The organism is Microbacterium sp. P2_F9 (assembly GCF_056403635.1).
Map to the genome: position 1 here is coordinate 1 of NZ_JBFUFC010000086.1, position 15792 is coordinate 15792.

Here is a 15792-nt window from a genome sequence, read left to right on the forward strand (position 1 = left end):
CCCCCAAAGTCGCCCCCAGTCCGGATTTTCCTCCCGGCCGCACCGGACGTCAATGGGCAGGGTCAGCTGCCATGCCGAGGCATCCGCCCCCACCGTCACAGTGCGGGGCGCGGAACGGCGAGCCGGTAGACTGACCGTGATCGCGCCCCCGCTGGTGTGCGGCGCATCGGCTCCCGATTCACGCGCCTCGCGCACCCGCACCGAAGGTCCCTCCCTGTGACGAACCCTGCCCCTGTGTCGAATTCCGCGTCGAAGCCCGTGGTGCTGATCGCTGAAGAGCTCTCGCCCGCCACGATCGATGCGCTCGGTCCCGACTTCGACGTGCGCAATGTCGACGGCACCGACCGACCTGCCCTTCTCGCGGCCCTCGCCGACGCGCACGCCGTGCTCATCCGCTCGGCGACCCGGATCGATGCGGAGGCACTGGCGGCCGCACCGCAGCTCAAGGTCGTCGCGCGCGCCGGTGTCGGGCTCGACAACGTGGACATCAAGGCGTCGACCGCCGCGGGCGTCATGGTCGTGAACGCCCCGACATCCAATGTCATCTCCGCCGCAGAACTGACCATCGGGCACATCCTGAGCCTCGCTCGCCACATCCCCGCCGCCAACGCGTCGCTCGCGGGCGGCGCCTGGAAGCGCAGCTCCTACACGGGTGCCGAGCTGTTCGAGAAGACCGTCGGCATCCTCGGTCTCGGCCGCATCGGCGGCCTCATCGCCGAGCGCCTGCGCGCCTTCGGGGTGCGCGTGGTCGGTTACGACCCGTACGTCACCCCCGCACGCGCGCAGCAGCTCCAGGTCGAGCTGCTGTCTTTCGACGAGGTGCTGCGTCAGAGCGACTTCGTCACGGTGCACATGCCGAAGACCCCCGAGACGACGGGCATGATCGGCACCGCGCAGCTGGCCGCGATGAAGTCGACCTCTTACGTCATCAATGTCGCGCGCGGTGGGCTCATCGACGAGGACGCGCTGTACGAAGCCCTCACGACCGGGGTGATCGCCGGCGCGGGTCTGGATGTCTTCACGAGCGAGCCGCCGGCCGAGGGCGGTTCCGCGCACCGGCTGCTCGGACTGCCGAACGTCGTGGTCACCCCGCACCTGGGAGCGTCGACCGAAGAAGCGCAGGAGAAGGCGGGCGTCTCGGTCGCCCGCTCGGTCAAGCTCGCGCTCGAGGGCGACCTCGTTCCGGATGCCGTCAACGTCGCCGGTGGTGTGATCGACCCGTTCGTGCGCCCGGGCATCGCCCTGGTCGAGCAGCTCGGTCAGTTCTTCACGGCGCTCGCGCCGAGCGCTCTCACGGCCCTCGACATCGAGGTGCGCGGCGAGCTCGCGGCGTATGACGTGAGCGTCTACCGGCTCGCCGCGCTCAAGGGCATCTTCACCAACATCGTCAGCGAGAACGTGTCGTACGTGAACGCGCCGCTGTTCGCGGAGCAGCGTGGGATCGAAACGCGCCTCATCGTCGAAGCCGAGAGCCCGCTCTACCGCAACATCACGATCCTCCGCGGCACGCTGTCTGACGGCAGCGTGCTGACCGTCGCGGGCACCCTCGCGGGCACGCGGATGGTGCCCAAGGTGGTCGGGATCAACGACTACGAGATCGAGGTCGCGATCGCTCGGCACCACGTCGTGATGCGGTACGCCGACCGGCCCGGAATCGTGGCGATCTACGGTCAGCGACTCGGAGCAGCGAACATCAACATCGAGAGCCTCCAGGTGGCGCACCCGGACGCCAGCGGGCGCGCCCTCTCGGTGCTCACCGTGGACTCGCCGGTTCCCGAGGACATCCTCGACGACATGCGCGCCGCGGTCGGCGCCGACCTGTTCCGGCAGATCGAGATCACCGAGCCGTAGCAGCGCCGCCTGGCGTGCCCGCGGTCAGCGCGCCGCGACCTCGAGCACGAGCGCGATGAGCGCATCAAGTTCGGTGCCTACCGGCACCGAACCTGGTACGCCGTCGCCCTCGAGCGCGTTGTTGAAGTAGAGACCGTCGCTCACGAGCATCACGAGATCGAGCGCCGCGGCACCGCGCGCATGCGGCCGCAGCGCACTCTGCCAGCGCTCGCGCATGTCGCGCAGTGCGGTGCTCGCGCTCGCGGAGCCGCCCTGGGCCAGGCGTGACACGGAGATGATCGCCCGGTCGAGCGGGTCGTCGTCCATGACGGAGGTCCTCAGGAAGAACGCGATCGGCCCTTCCGGCGCTGCGGTCATCGCCGCGAGATCCTCGTCGACGAGCCGCCCGAGGCGCTCCACGAGCCCCGCTTCGAGGGCGTCCTTCGACGCGAAGTGGTAGAGCAGGCCGCCCTTGGAGACGCCGGCGGCGCGAGCCGTGGCATCCATCGTCGCTGCGCGCCCGCCGTCGTCGATGAGGAGTCCCTCGAAGGCATCGAGGACGCTCTCGCGGGCACGCGGGGGACGGCTCATGGGCTTGATCGTATCGAGCGGGGTGGCATGAACGTGATACTATACCGGCTGGACGGTTTACTAACTCATGACGACTACACTCACTCAAGATCTCGCGCTCGCTGACGCACAGGGGCGCCGCGTCGGATGGCGCGGCTGGGTCGCGCTGGCGGTGCTCATGCTGCCCGTGCTGCTCGTGTCCGTCGACAACACGGTGCTGAGCTTCGCCCTGCCGGCGATCTCGCTCGACCTCGCCCCGACGAGCATCCAGCAGCTCTGGATCATCGACGCCTACCCGCTCGTCCTCGCGAGCCTGCTCGTGACCATGGGCTCGCTCGGCGACCGGTTCGGACGACGAAGGATGCTGCTGATCGGCGCGACCGGCTTCGCCGCGGTGTCCATGCTCGCGGCCTTCGCGCCGACCGCGGCCCTGCTCATCGCCGCACGCGCCGGCATGGGCGTCTTCGGCGCGATGCTGATGCCGTCGACGCTCTCGCTGCTGCGCGGCATCTTCACCGACCGCAATCAGCGCCGCCTCGCGATCGCGGTGTGGGCCGCCGGGTTCTCGGCGGGGTCCGCGCTCGGCCCGATCGTCGGTGGACTGCTCCTCGAGCACTTCGCGTGGGGTTCGGTGTTCCTCCTCTCGGTGCCGGTGCTCGTGCCGCTGCTGGTGCTCGCACCGCTGCTCGTGCCGGAGAGCCGCGACCCGAACCCGGGACGCATCGATCCGATCAGCATCCTGCTGTCGCTGGGCACCATGGTGCCGATCGTGTACGGCATCAAGGAAGTCGCCGTTCACGGTGTCACCGCGCCGATCGCCGCGGGGATCGCGATCGGGATCGGTTTCGGCATCCTCTTCGTCCGACGCCAGCTGCGCACCGAGCAGCCCATGCTCGACATGCGCCTGTTCCGCCGAGCCACCTTCTCCGGCGCCCTGCTGGTCAACCTGCTCAGCGTGGTCGCACTCGTCGGATTCCTCTACTTCATCGCCCAGCACCTCCAGCTGATCGTCGGCCTCAGCCCGATGGCGGCCGGGCTGGCGCTGCTGCCCGGCCTGGTCGCGATGATCGTGGCCGGCCTCGTCGTGGTGCCCATCTCGAAGCGCTTCTCGCCGCGGGTTGTCGTGCCCGCGGCCCTGACCCTGTCGATCGGCGGGTACGTCACCGTTGCGCTGGTGGCGGGCAGCGACAGCCTCGTGGCGATGATCGCCGCGTTCATGGCCCTCGGCATCGGGATCGGCATGGCCGAGACCGTGTCGAACGAGCTGATCCTCTCCAGCGCGCCGCCGGACAAGGCGGGCGCGGCCAGCGCGGTGTCGGAGACCGCGTACGAGCTCGGCGCGGTGCTCGGCACCTCCGTCCTCGGGGGTCTCCTGACGGCGCTCTATCGCCTGAATCTGCAGCTCCCGGCCGGGATCCCGGCCGAGGCGGCCGATGCCGCGCGGGAGACGCTGGCAGGGGCCGTGCACGCCGCCGACACGGTCGGGGGAGAGCTCGGCACGGCAATCCGGGATGCCGCGGCGCTCGCGTTCGACGGAGGCGTCACGGTCACGGCGCTCATCGGCGCGGCGCTCGTCGCCGTGGCCGCGGTGATCGCCGCCGTCACGCTGCGCGGAGCCCGCGACCACTGACGCCGCGACGAGTCGCACTCCCGACCGCCGGTACGCTGAGAGGCATGTCGAGTGCGCATGAGACCAGGACCGTGAAGCTTGCCGTCATCCCCGGTGACGGCATCGGTCCGGAGGTCGTCGCCGAGGCGGAGAAGGTGCTGGATGCCGCGACGGCGGGCAGCGGCATCCGCTTCGAAAAGACCCATTTCTCGCTGGGAGCGGCACGTTTCCTCGAGACCGGCGACACGCTGACGGATGCCGATCTCGACGCGATCAAGGGGCACGACGCCATCCTCCTCGGCGCTGTCGGCGGGGTACCTGGCGACCCGCGCCTGAAGAACGCGAACATCGAGCGCGGACTGCTGCTGAAGCTGCGGTTCGAGCTCGACCACTACGTGAATCTGCGGCCCTCCAAGCTCTACCCGGGCGTGCCCGGCCCGCTCGCCGAGCCGGGCGAGATCGACTTCGTCGTCGTCCGCGAGGGCACGGAGGGGCCGTATGTCGGCAACGGCGGATCCATCCGCAAGGGCACGCCGCACGAGATCGCCAACGAGACGTCGGTCAACACTGCCTTCGGGGTGGAGCGCGTCGTACGCTATGCCTTCGAGCTCGCCGAGCGTCGCCGGCAGAAGCTCACCCTCGTGCACAAGACGAACGTGCTCGTGCACGCCGGCAGCATCTGGCAGCGAATCGTCGACGCCGTGGCGCAGGAGCACCCGGAGGTCGCCGTAGACTACCTGCACGTCGATGCAGCGACCATCTTCCTGGTCACGAACCCCGGTCGCTTCGACGTGATAGTCACCGACAACCTCTTCGGCGACATCCTCACGGACCTGGCAGGCGCCGTCACCGGTGGCATCGGCCTCGCCGCTTCGGGCAACATCAACCCGGACGGCTCGTTCCCCTCGATGTTCGAGCCCGTCCACGGCTCGGCGCCGGACATCGCGGGCAGGCAGGTGGCCGACCCCACGGCCGCGATCCTGTCCATCAGCCTCCTGCTCGATCACCTCGGGCTGGAATACGAAGCGCACCGTGTCACCCGCGCGGTCGAGGACGACATCGCCGCTCGCGGCACCGTCGTCCGCACCACAGCTCAGATCGGCGATGCGATCGCATCCCGTCTCGGGTGAACCCGGCACCGGCCGGGCGTAACCTGGGAGAACGCGATCGCCGTCGCCGGCACCCTCCACCCCGCACGCGAGTGCGGTCACAGAACACAGGCGTGACTATGACCCTCATCGACACCGACACCGCTCTCGCTCCGCTCGAGTTCGCCGTCACCAGGAACCTCGCAGCGAAGAACCCCGCGCAGCGCGAGGAGATCCTCCAGAACCCCGGCTTCGGGCAGAAGTTCACCGACCACATGGTCGATGTCTGCTGGTCGGCCGGAGGAGGCTGGCATCGTCCGCGAGTGCAGCCCTACGGCCCGATCACGCTCGATCCGGCCGCCGCGGTGCTGCACTACGGCCAGGAGATCTTCGAGGGCATCAAGGCCTACCGCCACGCGGACGGCTCGATCCACACCTTCCGCCCCGAGCAGAACGCCCGCCGCCTGCAGCGCAGCGCGCGTCGTCTCGCTCTGCCGGAGCTTCCGGTGCCGTACTTCCTCCAGTCGCTGCGCGAGCTCATCGCCGTCGACGGCGACTGGGTGCCGTCCGGCGTCGACCAGAGCCTGTATCTGCGACCCTTCATGTTCGCGAAGGAGGCGTTCCTCGGGGTGCGCCCCGCGCAGAAGGTCGCCTACTACCTGATCGCCAGCCCCGCCGGCGCCTACTTCCACGGCGGCGTGAACCCGGTCACGATCTGGCTCTCCGAGGACTACGCGCGTGCCGGCAAGGGCGGCACCGGCGCGGCGAAGACCGGCGGCAACTACGCCGCGAGCCTGCTGCCGCAGTCAGAGGCGTACGAGAACGGGTGCGACCAGGTCGTCTTCCTCGACCAGGACCGCAACGTCGAAGAGCTCGGCGGCATGAACGTGCTGTTCGTCTACAAGGACGGGACGATCGTGACCCCGCACTCCCCGTCGATCCTCGAGGGCATCACGCGCGACTCCATCCTGCAGCTCGCTGAGGACCGCGGTCACAAGGTCGAGCGCCGGGCGATCTCGCTCGACGAGTGGCGGACGGATGTCGCATCCGGCGACATCGTCGAGGTCTTCGCCTGCGGCACCGCCGCCGTGGTGACCCCGATCGGCGTGCTCAAGGGCAAGGACTTCCTCGACGAGCAGCCAGTCGGCGAACTCGCGCTGTCGCTGCGCGAGGAGCTCACCGACATCCAGTACGGCCGCCGCGAAGACAAGCACGGCTGGCTCGTCCGCCTCGACGCCTGACGCGTTCGCGTCGGCCGCGCCGGGATCGCTCGCGCTGTCCAAACCGCCATTCGCGGCCGATTCGTTCGGGCGCGTGAGGCGGTTTCGGCAGCGCGAGCCGGGCTTCGGGCCGGACCGCGGTCAGCGGATCGGCCAGCTGCCGTCGAGATGGTCGTCGGGCTCGAGGCGGCCGATCTGGATGAAATAGTCAGTCAGGCTCGCGGCCTGGGCACGCGCCCACGCGATCTGCCGGGTGTGCAGCTCCTGAGCCGTGACCGGCAGCGATCCGGCGAACCGGTCGGCGAGGGCTTGGGCCACGCGGCCGGCAGCAACGGCATCGGCGGATGCCTCGTGCGCGCCGTCGAGGCGGACCGCGTAGTGCTCGGCGACATGGGTGAGCGTGCGCTTGCCTCGGCGCCAGCGGTCGAACGCCTTGTCGACGACGAGCGGATCGATGACCGGCGCGGGGGAGAGGATCGGGTCGACGCCATGCCGGATCGCCTCGTGCTTGAGCAGCGAGAAGTCATACGGGGCGTTGTACGCGACGACCGGGATCCCCTCGTCGAGGAGGGCCCGAAGGGCCAGCACTACGGCGGCGACGACCTGCGCCGCCGGAGCCCCGTGCGTGCGGGCATGGGCGGTCGTCACGCCATGGATCGCCGCCGCGCCTTCGGGGATCTCGACGCCGGGATCGGCAAGCCAGTCGCGCGCGCTGATCACCCGGCCCGAGGCATCCAGCACTCCGACGTGGGCGGTGACGATGCGGTCGGAGGTCACATCGATGCCGGTCGTCTCGAGATCGAACACGCCGACCACCCTGGTCCACTCGGGCCGATCGAACAACTCGAGCTGCTCGGGTTGCCAGTGGTCCATGCCGATCACGGTATGTGCGACCTCCGACATCGGGGTCGAGGCGCTCCGTAGACTCGGGTGATGCCCACTGTGAGTCCCTACGCCGCGCTCGTCGAGCGCGTCCCGGTCGTGCGCCGCGAAGCCGCGGTGCTCGGCGGCACGACCGCGTACTGGGATTACGGTCCGGCGGATGCCGCCACCGTCGTGGTCGCAGTCCACGGCTTCCGCGGCGAGCACCACGGACTCGAACCGGTGGTCGCCCATCTGCCCGAGCTGCGCATCATCTCGCCCGACCTGCCCGGTTTCGGCGAGACACCGCCGCTGCCCGGCAGACGCCACGACCTCGACGCCTATGCCGACTGGCTCGAGGCCTTCGTCGCGGCGGTGGCGCCGGGAGCGATCATCCTCGGCCACTCGTTCGGATCGATCGTCGTATCGGCGGCGGTCGCGCGCGGCCTGGCGACGCCGCAGGTCATCCTCGTGAACCCGATCGGCGCTCCGGCGCTCGAAGGTCCCCGCGGCATCCTCACCCGGCTGGCGGTCTTCTACTACTGGGCCGGCGCGAAGCTTCCCGAGCGTATGGGCGACGCCCTGCTGCGCAGTGGCCTCATCGTGCGCGTCATGAGCGTGTCGATGGCGAAGACCCGAGAGACCGAGCTGCGCCGGTTCATCCATGACCAGCACGACACCTATTTCTCGCGCTTCGCCGACCGGGATGTGCTGCACGACGCCTTCGTGGCATCCGTCTCACATGATGTCAGCGAGTTCGCGGCGCAGATCGCGCAGCCCACGCTGCTCGTGGCTGCGCAGAAGGACGACATCACGCCCATCGAAGCCGAACGCGTCCTGGCGGGCATCTTCCCTGACGCCGAGCTGGTCGAGATCCCCGAGGTCGGGCACCTCATCCACTACGAGACGCCCGCGCCGGCAGCCGATGCGATCAGACGGTTTCTCGCGCCTTCCGCGCCCGGTACGCGTTGACGTTCATCCGGTTGCCGCAGTTGCCGGTGTCGCAGTATCGCTTGGAGCCGTTGCGCGAGTAGTCGACATAGACCGAGGCGCAGTCGTCTGCGGAGCAGACGCGCACCCGGTCGTACTCGTTCGCGCGGATCACATCGACGAAGGCCATCGCGGCCTCCACGAGGATCCGAGTGGCGAGCGGCGCGTCATCCGAAGTCGCGTGGACGTGCCAGTCGTACCCGTCGTGGATCGTGAGCTGGGGGAGTGCGCCGCCGTCGCGGAGCATCGCGTTCACGAGCGGGACCGCGCTGTCGCGGTCGACATCCCAGAGCGCCCGCAGACGAAGACGGATGCCGCGCATCGCGGCCAGCTCGGCCCTGTCGCGTCGGATGCGCCCGGTGTAGGGGTTGGCGGCGAGGTACGCATTGAGATCGTCGAGCGTCTGCAGCCGGTCGGGATCGTCGACGCCGGGGAGGGTGTTCACCAGGTCGACCGTGGCCGCGAGCGATCGCTGCGTGTCATGAATGAAGACCATGTTGACTCCTGACTGCCCGATCGATAGTGTCACCAGTGTACTGATAGAACACTCCTGACAGTCCGGATTCCCGCCATGAGCACATCGACCGCTTCGCTCACGCTGCCCCAGGTCGCGTCGGCCTCGCGGATCCGAACGGCGGGACTCGCCCTGGCGGTGGCGTCCGCCCTGGCGTTCTCCTCGAGCGGTCCGGTCGTCAAGCCGCTCCTGGACGAAGGTTGGTCGCTCGGCGCCGCGCTGCTGATCCGCATGGGCATCTCCGGCCTGCTGCTGTCGCCCGCGCTGATCGTCGCGATCGTGCGGGAACGCTCGTTCCTCCGCCGCCACGGGATGCTCATCCTCGGGTTCGGCCTGACGGCGGTCGCCGGGTGCCAGCTGCTCTTCTTCTCCGCGATGCAGCGGATGCCCGTGGCCATCGCCCTGCTCATCCAGTACCTCGCACCCGTTCTGCTCGTGGGCCTCGCCTGGGTGCGCACACGACGCGCCCCCTCGCGACTGGTCCTGATCGGATCCGCGGTCGCCGTCATCGGCCTCGTGCTCGTCGTCGACATCGCGGGCGCGCACTTCGACCTCATCGGAACCCTGCTCGCGCTCGGAGCCGCGGTCTGCGTCGGCGCCTACTTCCTGATCTCCGAGCGCGCCGGCGATGACCTGCCGCCACTCGCGCTTGCGTCCGGCGGCCTGCTCACCGGCGCGGTGCTCATGGCGGTCCTCTGCGCGATCGGCGTCCTGCCGTTCGAGGCACCGGCGGTGGATGTCGTCCTGGGCGGAATGGTCATGCCATCGATCGTGCCGATGCTGTGGGTCGCCGGCGTCGCGACGACGATCGGCTATGCCTTCGGCGTCATGGCCGTGCCTCGGATCGGGTCGCGGGTGGCGTCGTTCGTCGGCCTCTCGGAAGTGCTGTTCGCCCTCGGGTTCGCCTGGCTGCTGCTCGGCGAGGTGCCCGCACCGATCCAGTTCGTCGGCGGCGCGCTCATCCTGGTCGGCGTCGTGCTCGTGCGAGCCGATGCCGGCACCGAGGGAACGGCCGAGAGGCCTACTCCTCCTGCTGTGCCAATTCCATGAGCGGCGTCACGCGATAGCCGATCACTTCGCCCATCACGAGTGAGGTCTCGGTACGCTCGATCCCGTCGATCGCGAGGATGCGGGCATCCGTGTCGAAGAGATGCTGTGTGTCGCGGCAGGCGACGCGAATGAGCAGATCGACCTGCCCGCTCAGTCCGTGCACCTGGACGATCTCCGGAACGTTCGCGAGCTCGGCGGTGATGCGCGGAAGATCTGCCTGGCGCACGATGGCGCTGATGAACGCCTCGATCGGAAAGCCCAGCGCCGACGAGGAGATCGCCCGCTCGTAGGAGAGGAAGACACCGGCCCGCTCGAGGCGCGCCATGCGCGCCTGCACCGTGTTGCGGGACAGTCCGAGACGTTCTGCGAGCGCGACGACCGTGGCACGCGGGTCTGCCGAGAGGGCCGCGAGCAGTTCCAAGTCGAATCGGTCGAGAGTGCTCATAGTGCGAAACTTTAGCACGCCATTACCCGCTGATGCTGGTCAACATGCTCAAGCGGATCACCAATGGTTGAGCGAGGTGCTTCAGCGACGTATTCTTCAGCTGTCGGCGACGTTGCCGGCGCCTGGAACGGCGGGCCGCCTCACGAGGGCTGACCGCCGCGACGAAGGGAAACGACGATGTACACCCTCACACCGAGAACCGAAGTGGCAGGCGACCTCGAGCACGTGGCCCGACTGGTCACCGAGGACGGCGAGCGCATCTCCGATCCCGACCTCGACCGATTCGTGGCCGACGTCGACGCCGAGGTGCTCCGCAGCCTATACCGCGACATGACGCTGGTCCGCCGCATCGACACCGAGGGCGTCGCCCTGCAGCGGCAGGGCCAGCTCGGACTCTGGGCGCCCTGCCAGGGTCAGGAGGGCGTGCAGGTCGGCACCGCTCGCGCGCTCCGCCGGGACGACTTCGTCTTCCCCAGCTACCGCGAGATCGGCGTCAACTTCGTCCGAGGCGCAAAGCCCGCCGACTTCGTGCTGGCCTGGCGGGGGGAGGAGCACTCCACCTACAACCCCTACGACATCAACACCGCGACGCCCCAGATCATCATCGGCGCGCAGTCGCTGCACGCGGTGGGCTATGCCATGGGCATCCAGCGCGATGGCACCGACCAGGTGGCCGTCGCGTACTTCGGCGATGGCGCCACCAGCCAGGGCGATGTGAACGAGGCGATGGTGTTCGCCTCCTCGTTCCGCGCACCGGCGGTGTTCGTGTGCACCAACAACCAGTGGGCGATCTCCGAGCCCGTGACCGTTCAGGCGAAGTTCCCGATCGCCGGCCGAGCGCCGGGCTTCGGCATCCCGAGCCTGCGCATCGACGGCAACGACGCCCTCGCGAGCCTCGCGGCGATGCGCTGGGCGCTCGACCACGCTCGGCACGGCCGTGGTCCCGCCTTCATCGAGGCCGTGACCTACCGGATGGGCCCGCACACGACCTCCGACGACCCGACCCGCTACCGCGACAAGGACGAGGTGGAGCGGTGGCGTCGGCGCGATCCGATCCTGCGTGTCGAAGCGCTCCTCCGCGCGCAGGGCGAGTTCCCCGACGACTTCCGCGCGGATGTCGATGCCGAGGCGGATCGCCTGGCCGCAGCGGTGCGGGGAGCAGCCCTCGGTGCGCGCTCCCGCGAGCCGATCGGCGTGCTCGACCATGTCTACGCCGAGCCGCACAGCGGCCTCGACGAGCAGCGCACGGCGTTCGCGGCGTACCTGGCCGGCTTCCAGTCCGTGGAGGCCTGATCATGGTTCAGCTCACCATGGCGAAAGCCGTCAACGAGGGCCTGCGACGCGCGATGGCCGACGACCCCAAGGTGCTCGTCATGGGCGAGGACATCGGCAAGCTCGGCGGCGTCTTCCGTGTCACCGATGGGCTCCTCGATGAGTTCGGCGCCGCCCGCGTCATCGACACCCCGCTCGCGGAGTCCGGGATCATGGGCGCGGCAGTCGGCCTCGCGTTCCGCGGCTTCCGCCCGGTGGTCGAGATCCAGTTCGACGGCTTCGTCTATCCTGCGTTCGACCAGATCGTCTGCCAGGTCGCGAAGATGCACTACCGCACGCGCGGCAACGTCAAGATGCCGATCACCATCCGGATTCCCTGGGCCGGCGGAGTCGGTGCGGCCGAGCACCACTCCGAGTCGCCGGAGGCGTACTTCGTGCACACCTCCGGGCTGCGCGTGGTGGCGGTGTCTAATCCTCAGGACGCGTACCTGATGCTCCGCCAGGCGATCGCCTCGGACGACCCCGTCGTCTACTTCGAGCCGAAGCGGCTGTACCACACCAAGGGCGACGTCGAACTCGACATCCATCTCGCCGATGCGCCCCCGATGGGCCTCGCGCGCATCGCCCGCGAGGGTTCGGACGTGACGCTGCTCACCTACGGCGCTCAGGTCGCGACGGCACTCGACGCCGCGACCGCGGCCGAAGACGACGGGATCTCGATCGAGGTCATCGACCTGCGCTCGATCTCGCCGGTGGACTACCGCACCGTCACCGCCTCCGTGCGCAAGACCGGGCGCGTCGTCGTCACGCACGAAGCCGCGCGGGAAGCGGGCGTGGGGGCAGAGCTCATCGCGAGCGTCACCGAGAAGTGCTTCAACTACCTGGAGTCGGCCCCGGTGCGAGTGACCGGACACGACATCCCCTACCCGCCGGCGAAGCTCGAGAAGTACCATCTGCCCGACCTCGACCGGATCCTCGACGCGGTCGACCGCGTCCTCGACCGGCCGAACAGCCTGGCGGGGGTGGACCTGTGATCGAGGAATTCCGACTGCCCGACCTCGGTGAAGGACTCCCCGAGGCGGAGCTCGTCCAGTGGCTCGTGGCCGAGGGCGACACCGTCACCTTGAACCAGACCATCGCCGAGGTCGAGACCGCCAAGGCGATCGTCGAGCTGCCTTCGCCGTTCGCGGGCACGGTGTCGGCGCTGCACGCCCAGGCGGGCGACGTCGTCGAGGTCGGAGCGGTGCTCATCGCCTTCGAGGTGGCCGGAGCGGATGCCGCGTCCGCCCCGCCGCCGGACGTCGCCGTCGCGGCGGCGAGTGCGCCCGCAGACCACGCCGATGCCCCGGCCGAGAAGGCGACCCCGAACCTCGTCGGCTATGGCGCCGCACCTCGTGCCGCCGGACGTCCGCAGCGACGGGCCCGCACGTTCGCGGCATCCGTCCCTGCCGGCTCCGCCGACACCGCGGTGCTCGAGGCCGCTCCGCACGACGTGCTGCACGCGCCGGAGATCGTGGATGCCCCGACCGAGCGGCGTCGGTCCACGCCGCCGGTGCGCAAGCTCGCCAAAGACCTCGGGGTCGACCTCGCGCTGATCGAGCCCTCCAGCGAGACCGGACTGATCACGCGGGCGGATGTCGAGGCCTACGCCGAGCGCGTCGGCACGGCGGGCGTCGCCAGTGGCGAAGAGCCACACGAGGCGATTCCCGCGTCGCCGGCGGCGCTCGCCGCCGATCGGCCGCGAGAGCGCCGCATCCCGATCCGCGGCGTGCGCAAGTTCACCGCCGAGGCGATGGTGCGCTCCGCGTTCACCGCCCCGCACGTCACGACGTTCCTCACGGTCGACGTGACAGCGACCATGGAACTGGTCGCCTCATTCAAGGCCGATCGCAGCCTGCAGGATCAGCGCATCGGCGTCATGGCCATCGCCGCGAAGGCGACCTGCCTCGCGCTCCAGCGCACGCCCGGACTCAATTCGCGGTGGGATGCCGAAGCCGGCGAGATCGTCGAACCGACGTACGTCAACCTCGGCATCGCGGCGGCGACCGACCGCGGTCTCATCGTTCCGGTGATCCGCGATGCCGATCAGCTCAACCTCGTCGAACTTGCTGGCGCCATCGGCCGTCTCGCCGAGCTGGCCCGGTCAGGCAAGACGCCTCCGGTGGACATGATGGGCGGCACGTTCTCGATTTCCAACGTCGGCGTCTTCGGCGTCGACGCGGGCACCCCGATCATCAATCCGGGGGAGGCGGGCATCCTCGCCCTCGGCGCGGTGCGTCGTCAGCCGTGGGAGCACCGCGGCGAGATCGCGCTGCGCGACGTCATGACACTGAGCCTGTCGTTCGATCATCGCCTGGTCGACGGTGCGCAGGGCGCGCGATTCCTGACCGATCTCGGGGGAGTCCTGCGCGAACCCGGACGGGCGATGCTGCTGGGCTGAGGGCAGGTGCTGGGGATCTCGGCGCTCGAGATCTGGAACTCAGATCTCGAGCGCCGAGAGGGCCATCGTCTCCAGGATGCCGCGCACGGTGCTGTCTGCGGGCGTATCGCGCCCGCCGCGCACGCTGTGCGGCGTCGAGTTGATGAGGCCGAAGCACGCGTGCGCGCGCACGCGGAGGTCGCTGACCGCCCGGGTCGGGTGCAGCCGCGCGAGGACGCCCATCCACAGCTCGACGTACGCCCGTTGCAGCCGCCGCACCGTGCTGCGATCGGCGTCGCTCAGGCTTGCGAGATCACGGTCCTGCACGCGGATGACGTCGGCATCGCTCAGGGCGAAGTCGACGTGGAAGCGCACCAGGGCGTTCAGCTGAGTCGCGGCCGCGGCATCCGTTCCGACGACCTCCTGGCCGCCGGCGAGGAGGCGTTCGCTGACGCCGACCAGGATCGCCCCGAGGAGCGCCTGCTTGTTCGCGAAGTGGCGATAGACGGCCGGACCGCTCACGCCGACGGCGGCGCCGAGGTCTTCGAGGCTCACGCCGCTGAAGCCGCGCTCGGCGAACAGTCGCGAAGCCTCGTGCAGCAGCGCCGCATGGCGGTCGGCTTTCGCGCGATCACGCTCGGTGAGACCACTTGTCATTTCAGTTAATCCTCGCTAACCTGGTGACCCAGTTAGTGAACACTAACCAGTCCGTGTGGGATCGATCAACCGATGTGATCCGATCGTGACGTCGATGTCGACGTCGGAGGTGTGATGAGCGCTCTGCCCAGCGTCGCGACCCGCGACGAGGCGTTCGAACGGAACGATCAGGGCCAGCGTGCGCTGGCCGGGGCGCTGCGCGACAAGCGCGCCCGGACGGCAGAAGGCGKGCCGATCGGCTCACGCGAGCGACATGTCTCACGGGGCAAGCTGCTGCCCAGGGATCGTGTCGCGCGCCTGCTCGATGAGGGCAGTCCGTTCCTCGAACTGGCGCCGCTGGCCGCCGACGGACTCTACGACGGTGAGGCGCCCGCCGCGGGTCTCATCACCGGGATCGGGCTGGTCCACGGTCGACACGTCATGGTGGTCTGCAACGATGCGACGGTCAAGGGCGGCACCTACTACCCGCTGACGGTGAAGAAGCATCTCCGCGCCCAGGAAGTGGCGCTCGAGAACCGGCTGCCGTGCGTGTACCTGGTCGACTCCGGCGGCGCATTCCTTCCCATGCAGGACGAGGTGTTCCCCGATCGCGACCACTTCGGCCGGATCTTCTACAACCAGGCCCGGCTGTCGGCGGTGGGCATCCCGCAGATCGCCGCTGTGCTCGGATCGTGCACCGCCGGCGGGGCATACGTGCCCGCGATGAGCGATGAGACGGTCATCGTCCGCAATCAGGGCACGATCTTCCTCGGCGGACCACCCCTGGTCAAAGCCGCGATCGGCGAGATCGTCACGGCAGAGGAGCTCGGCGGGGGAGAGCTGCACGCGCGCCGCTCCGGGGTCGTTGACCACCTCGCCGACGATGACGAACAGGCACTCGAAATCGTCCGCGACATCGTCGCGACCCTCCCGCCTCCGGCGGAGCCCTTCGTCCGCGTGCGCGAGGCGGTCGACCCGGTCGCCGACCCGGCAGACCTGTACGGCGTGGTGCCGGTGGACGTCAACCAGCCCTACGACGTGCGAGAGGTGATCGCGCGCCTCGTCGACGGGAGCGAGTTCCACGAGTTCAAGCGCGAGTACGGCACGACCCTCGTCACGGGCTTCGCGCACATCCATGGCCATCCGGTCGGGATCGTCGCGAACAACGGCGTGCTGTTCGGCGAGTCGGCGCTCAAGGGCGCGCACTTCATCGAACTGTGCGACCAGCGGGAGACGCCGATCCTGTTCCTGCAGAACATCTCGGGCTTCATGGTCGGAACGGATGCCG

The 15792-nt window shown here is 69.3% G+C and carries 15 protein-coding genes; 10 read left to right on the top strand and 5 right to left on the bottom strand.

Annotated features, from left to right (window positions below; all coding sequences use genetic code 11):
• The first annotated feature begins 234 nt into the window (after positions 1-234).
• Positions 235-1851, top strand: coding sequence for a phosphoglycerate dehydrogenase (serA, locus tag AC1DVT_RS10745; protein WP_457098768.1), 1617 nt, complete (start codon positions 235-237; stop codon positions 1849-1851).
• A gap of 24 nt (positions 1852-1875) precedes the next feature.
• Here serA and AC1DVT_RS10750 read toward each other — a convergent pair whose 3' ends face one another.
• Positions 1876-2421: a TetR/AcrR family transcriptional regulator gene (locus AC1DVT_RS10750; protein WP_477388804.1), complete on the bottom strand. Its 546-nt coding sequence runs from the start codon at positions 2419-2421 to the stop codon at positions 1876-1878.
• Between the two features lie 67 nt (positions 2422-2488).
• Between AC1DVT_RS10750 and AC1DVT_RS10755 the strand changes: the two genes are divergently transcribed.
• From AC1DVT_RS10755 to AC1DVT_RS10765, 3 genes are all read left to right on the top strand, one after another.
• Entirely contained in the window at positions 2489-4030 is a 1542-nt protein-coding gene (locus AC1DVT_RS10755; RefSeq protein ID WP_477388806.1) for an MFS transporter, read from the top strand.
• 44 nt (positions 4031-4074) lie between these two features.
• A complete protein-coding gene (locus AC1DVT_RS10760; protein WP_477388808.1) occupies positions 4075-5139 on the top strand; it encodes a 3-isopropylmalate dehydrogenase in 1065 nt (354 codons plus the stop codon).
• A 98-nt stretch (positions 5140-5237) separates the two neighbouring features.
• Positions 5238-6338 carry a branched-chain amino acid aminotransferase gene (locus AC1DVT_RS10765; RefSeq protein WP_457098763.1) on the top strand — a complete coding sequence of 367 codons (1101 nt, stop codon included), beginning with the start codon at positions 5238-5240 and terminating at the stop codon, positions 6336-6338.
• 120 nt (positions 6339-6458) lie between these two features.
• On the opposite strand, the gene AC1DVT_RS10770 is transcribed toward AC1DVT_RS10765, so the two are convergent.
• Positions 6459-7190 (bottom strand): exonuclease domain-containing protein, encoded by a 732-nt coding sequence (locus AC1DVT_RS10770; protein WP_477388810.1) that lies wholly within the window; start codon positions 7188-7190, stop codon positions 6459-6461.
• A 60-nt stretch (positions 7191-7250) separates the two neighbouring features.
• Here AC1DVT_RS10770 and AC1DVT_RS10775 point away from each other — a divergent pair, with 60 nt between their 5' ends.
• The gene (locus AC1DVT_RS10775; protein ID WP_457098761.1) at positions 7251-8150 is read left to right on the top strand and encodes an alpha/beta fold hydrolase; all 900 of its coding nucleotides are present in this window, start codon (positions 7251-7253) and stop codon (positions 8148-8150) included.
• Here the strand turns inward: AC1DVT_RS10775 and AC1DVT_RS10780 are convergent.
• Positions 8110-8664, bottom strand: a complete 555-nt coding sequence (locus tag AC1DVT_RS10780; protein ID WP_477388812.1) for a CGNR zinc finger domain-containing protein — start codon at positions 8662-8664, stop codon at positions 8110-8112. The genes AC1DVT_RS10775 and AC1DVT_RS10780 overlap by 41 nt on opposite strands.
• Before the next feature lie 75 nt (positions 8665-8739).
• Between AC1DVT_RS10780 and AC1DVT_RS10785 the strand changes: the two genes are divergently transcribed.
• Entirely contained in the window at positions 8740-9732 is a 993-nt protein-coding gene (locus AC1DVT_RS10785; RefSeq protein WP_457098759.1) for a DMT family transporter, read from the top strand.
• Here AC1DVT_RS10785 and AC1DVT_RS10790 read toward each other — a convergent pair.
• Positions 9704-10177: an Lrp/AsnC family transcriptional regulator gene (locus tag AC1DVT_RS10790; protein WP_457098758.1), complete on the bottom strand. Its 474-nt coding sequence runs from the start codon at positions 10175-10177 to the stop codon at positions 9704-9706. The genes AC1DVT_RS10785 and AC1DVT_RS10790 overlap by 29 nt on opposite strands.
• Positions 10178-10354: 177 nt before the next feature.
• Between AC1DVT_RS10790 and pdhA the strand changes: the two genes are divergently transcribed.
• The 3 genes from pdhA to AC1DVT_RS10805 are packed head-to-tail and all read left to right on the top strand — an operon-like array spanning position 10355 to position 13889.
• On the top strand, positions 10355-11470 hold the full coding sequence (pdhA, locus tag AC1DVT_RS10795) for a pyruvate dehydrogenase (acetyl-transferring) E1 component subunit alpha (protein ID WP_457098757.1): 1116 nt from the start codon (positions 10355-10357) through the stop codon (positions 11468-11470).
• 2 nt (positions 11471-11472) lie between these two features.
• A complete protein-coding gene (locus AC1DVT_RS10800; RefSeq protein ID WP_457098756.1) occupies positions 11473-12483 on the top strand; it encodes an alpha-ketoacid dehydrogenase subunit beta in 1011 nt (336 codons plus the stop codon).
• Positions 12480-13889 carry a dihydrolipoamide acetyltransferase family protein gene (locus AC1DVT_RS10805; protein WP_457098755.1) on the top strand — a complete coding sequence of 470 codons (1410 nt, stop codon included), beginning with the start codon at positions 12480-12482 and terminating at the stop codon, positions 13887-13889. The genes AC1DVT_RS10800 and AC1DVT_RS10805 overlap by 4 nt, the downstream gene beginning before the upstream one ends.
• Positions 13890-13928: 39 nt before the next feature.
• Here the strand turns inward: AC1DVT_RS10805 and AC1DVT_RS10810 are convergent, their stop codons facing one another.
• On the bottom strand, positions 13929-14525 hold the full coding sequence (locus AC1DVT_RS10810; RefSeq protein ID WP_457098754.1) for an SACE_7040 family transcriptional regulator: 597 nt from the start codon (positions 14523-14525) through the stop codon (positions 13929-13931).
• A gap of 114 nt (positions 14526-14639) precedes the next feature.
• Here AC1DVT_RS10810 and AC1DVT_RS10815 point away from each other — a divergent pair.
• Positions 14640-15792: carboxyl transferase domain-containing protein (locus AC1DVT_RS10815; protein WP_477388816.1), on the top strand; the 1153-nt coding region annotated here is incomplete at its 3' end.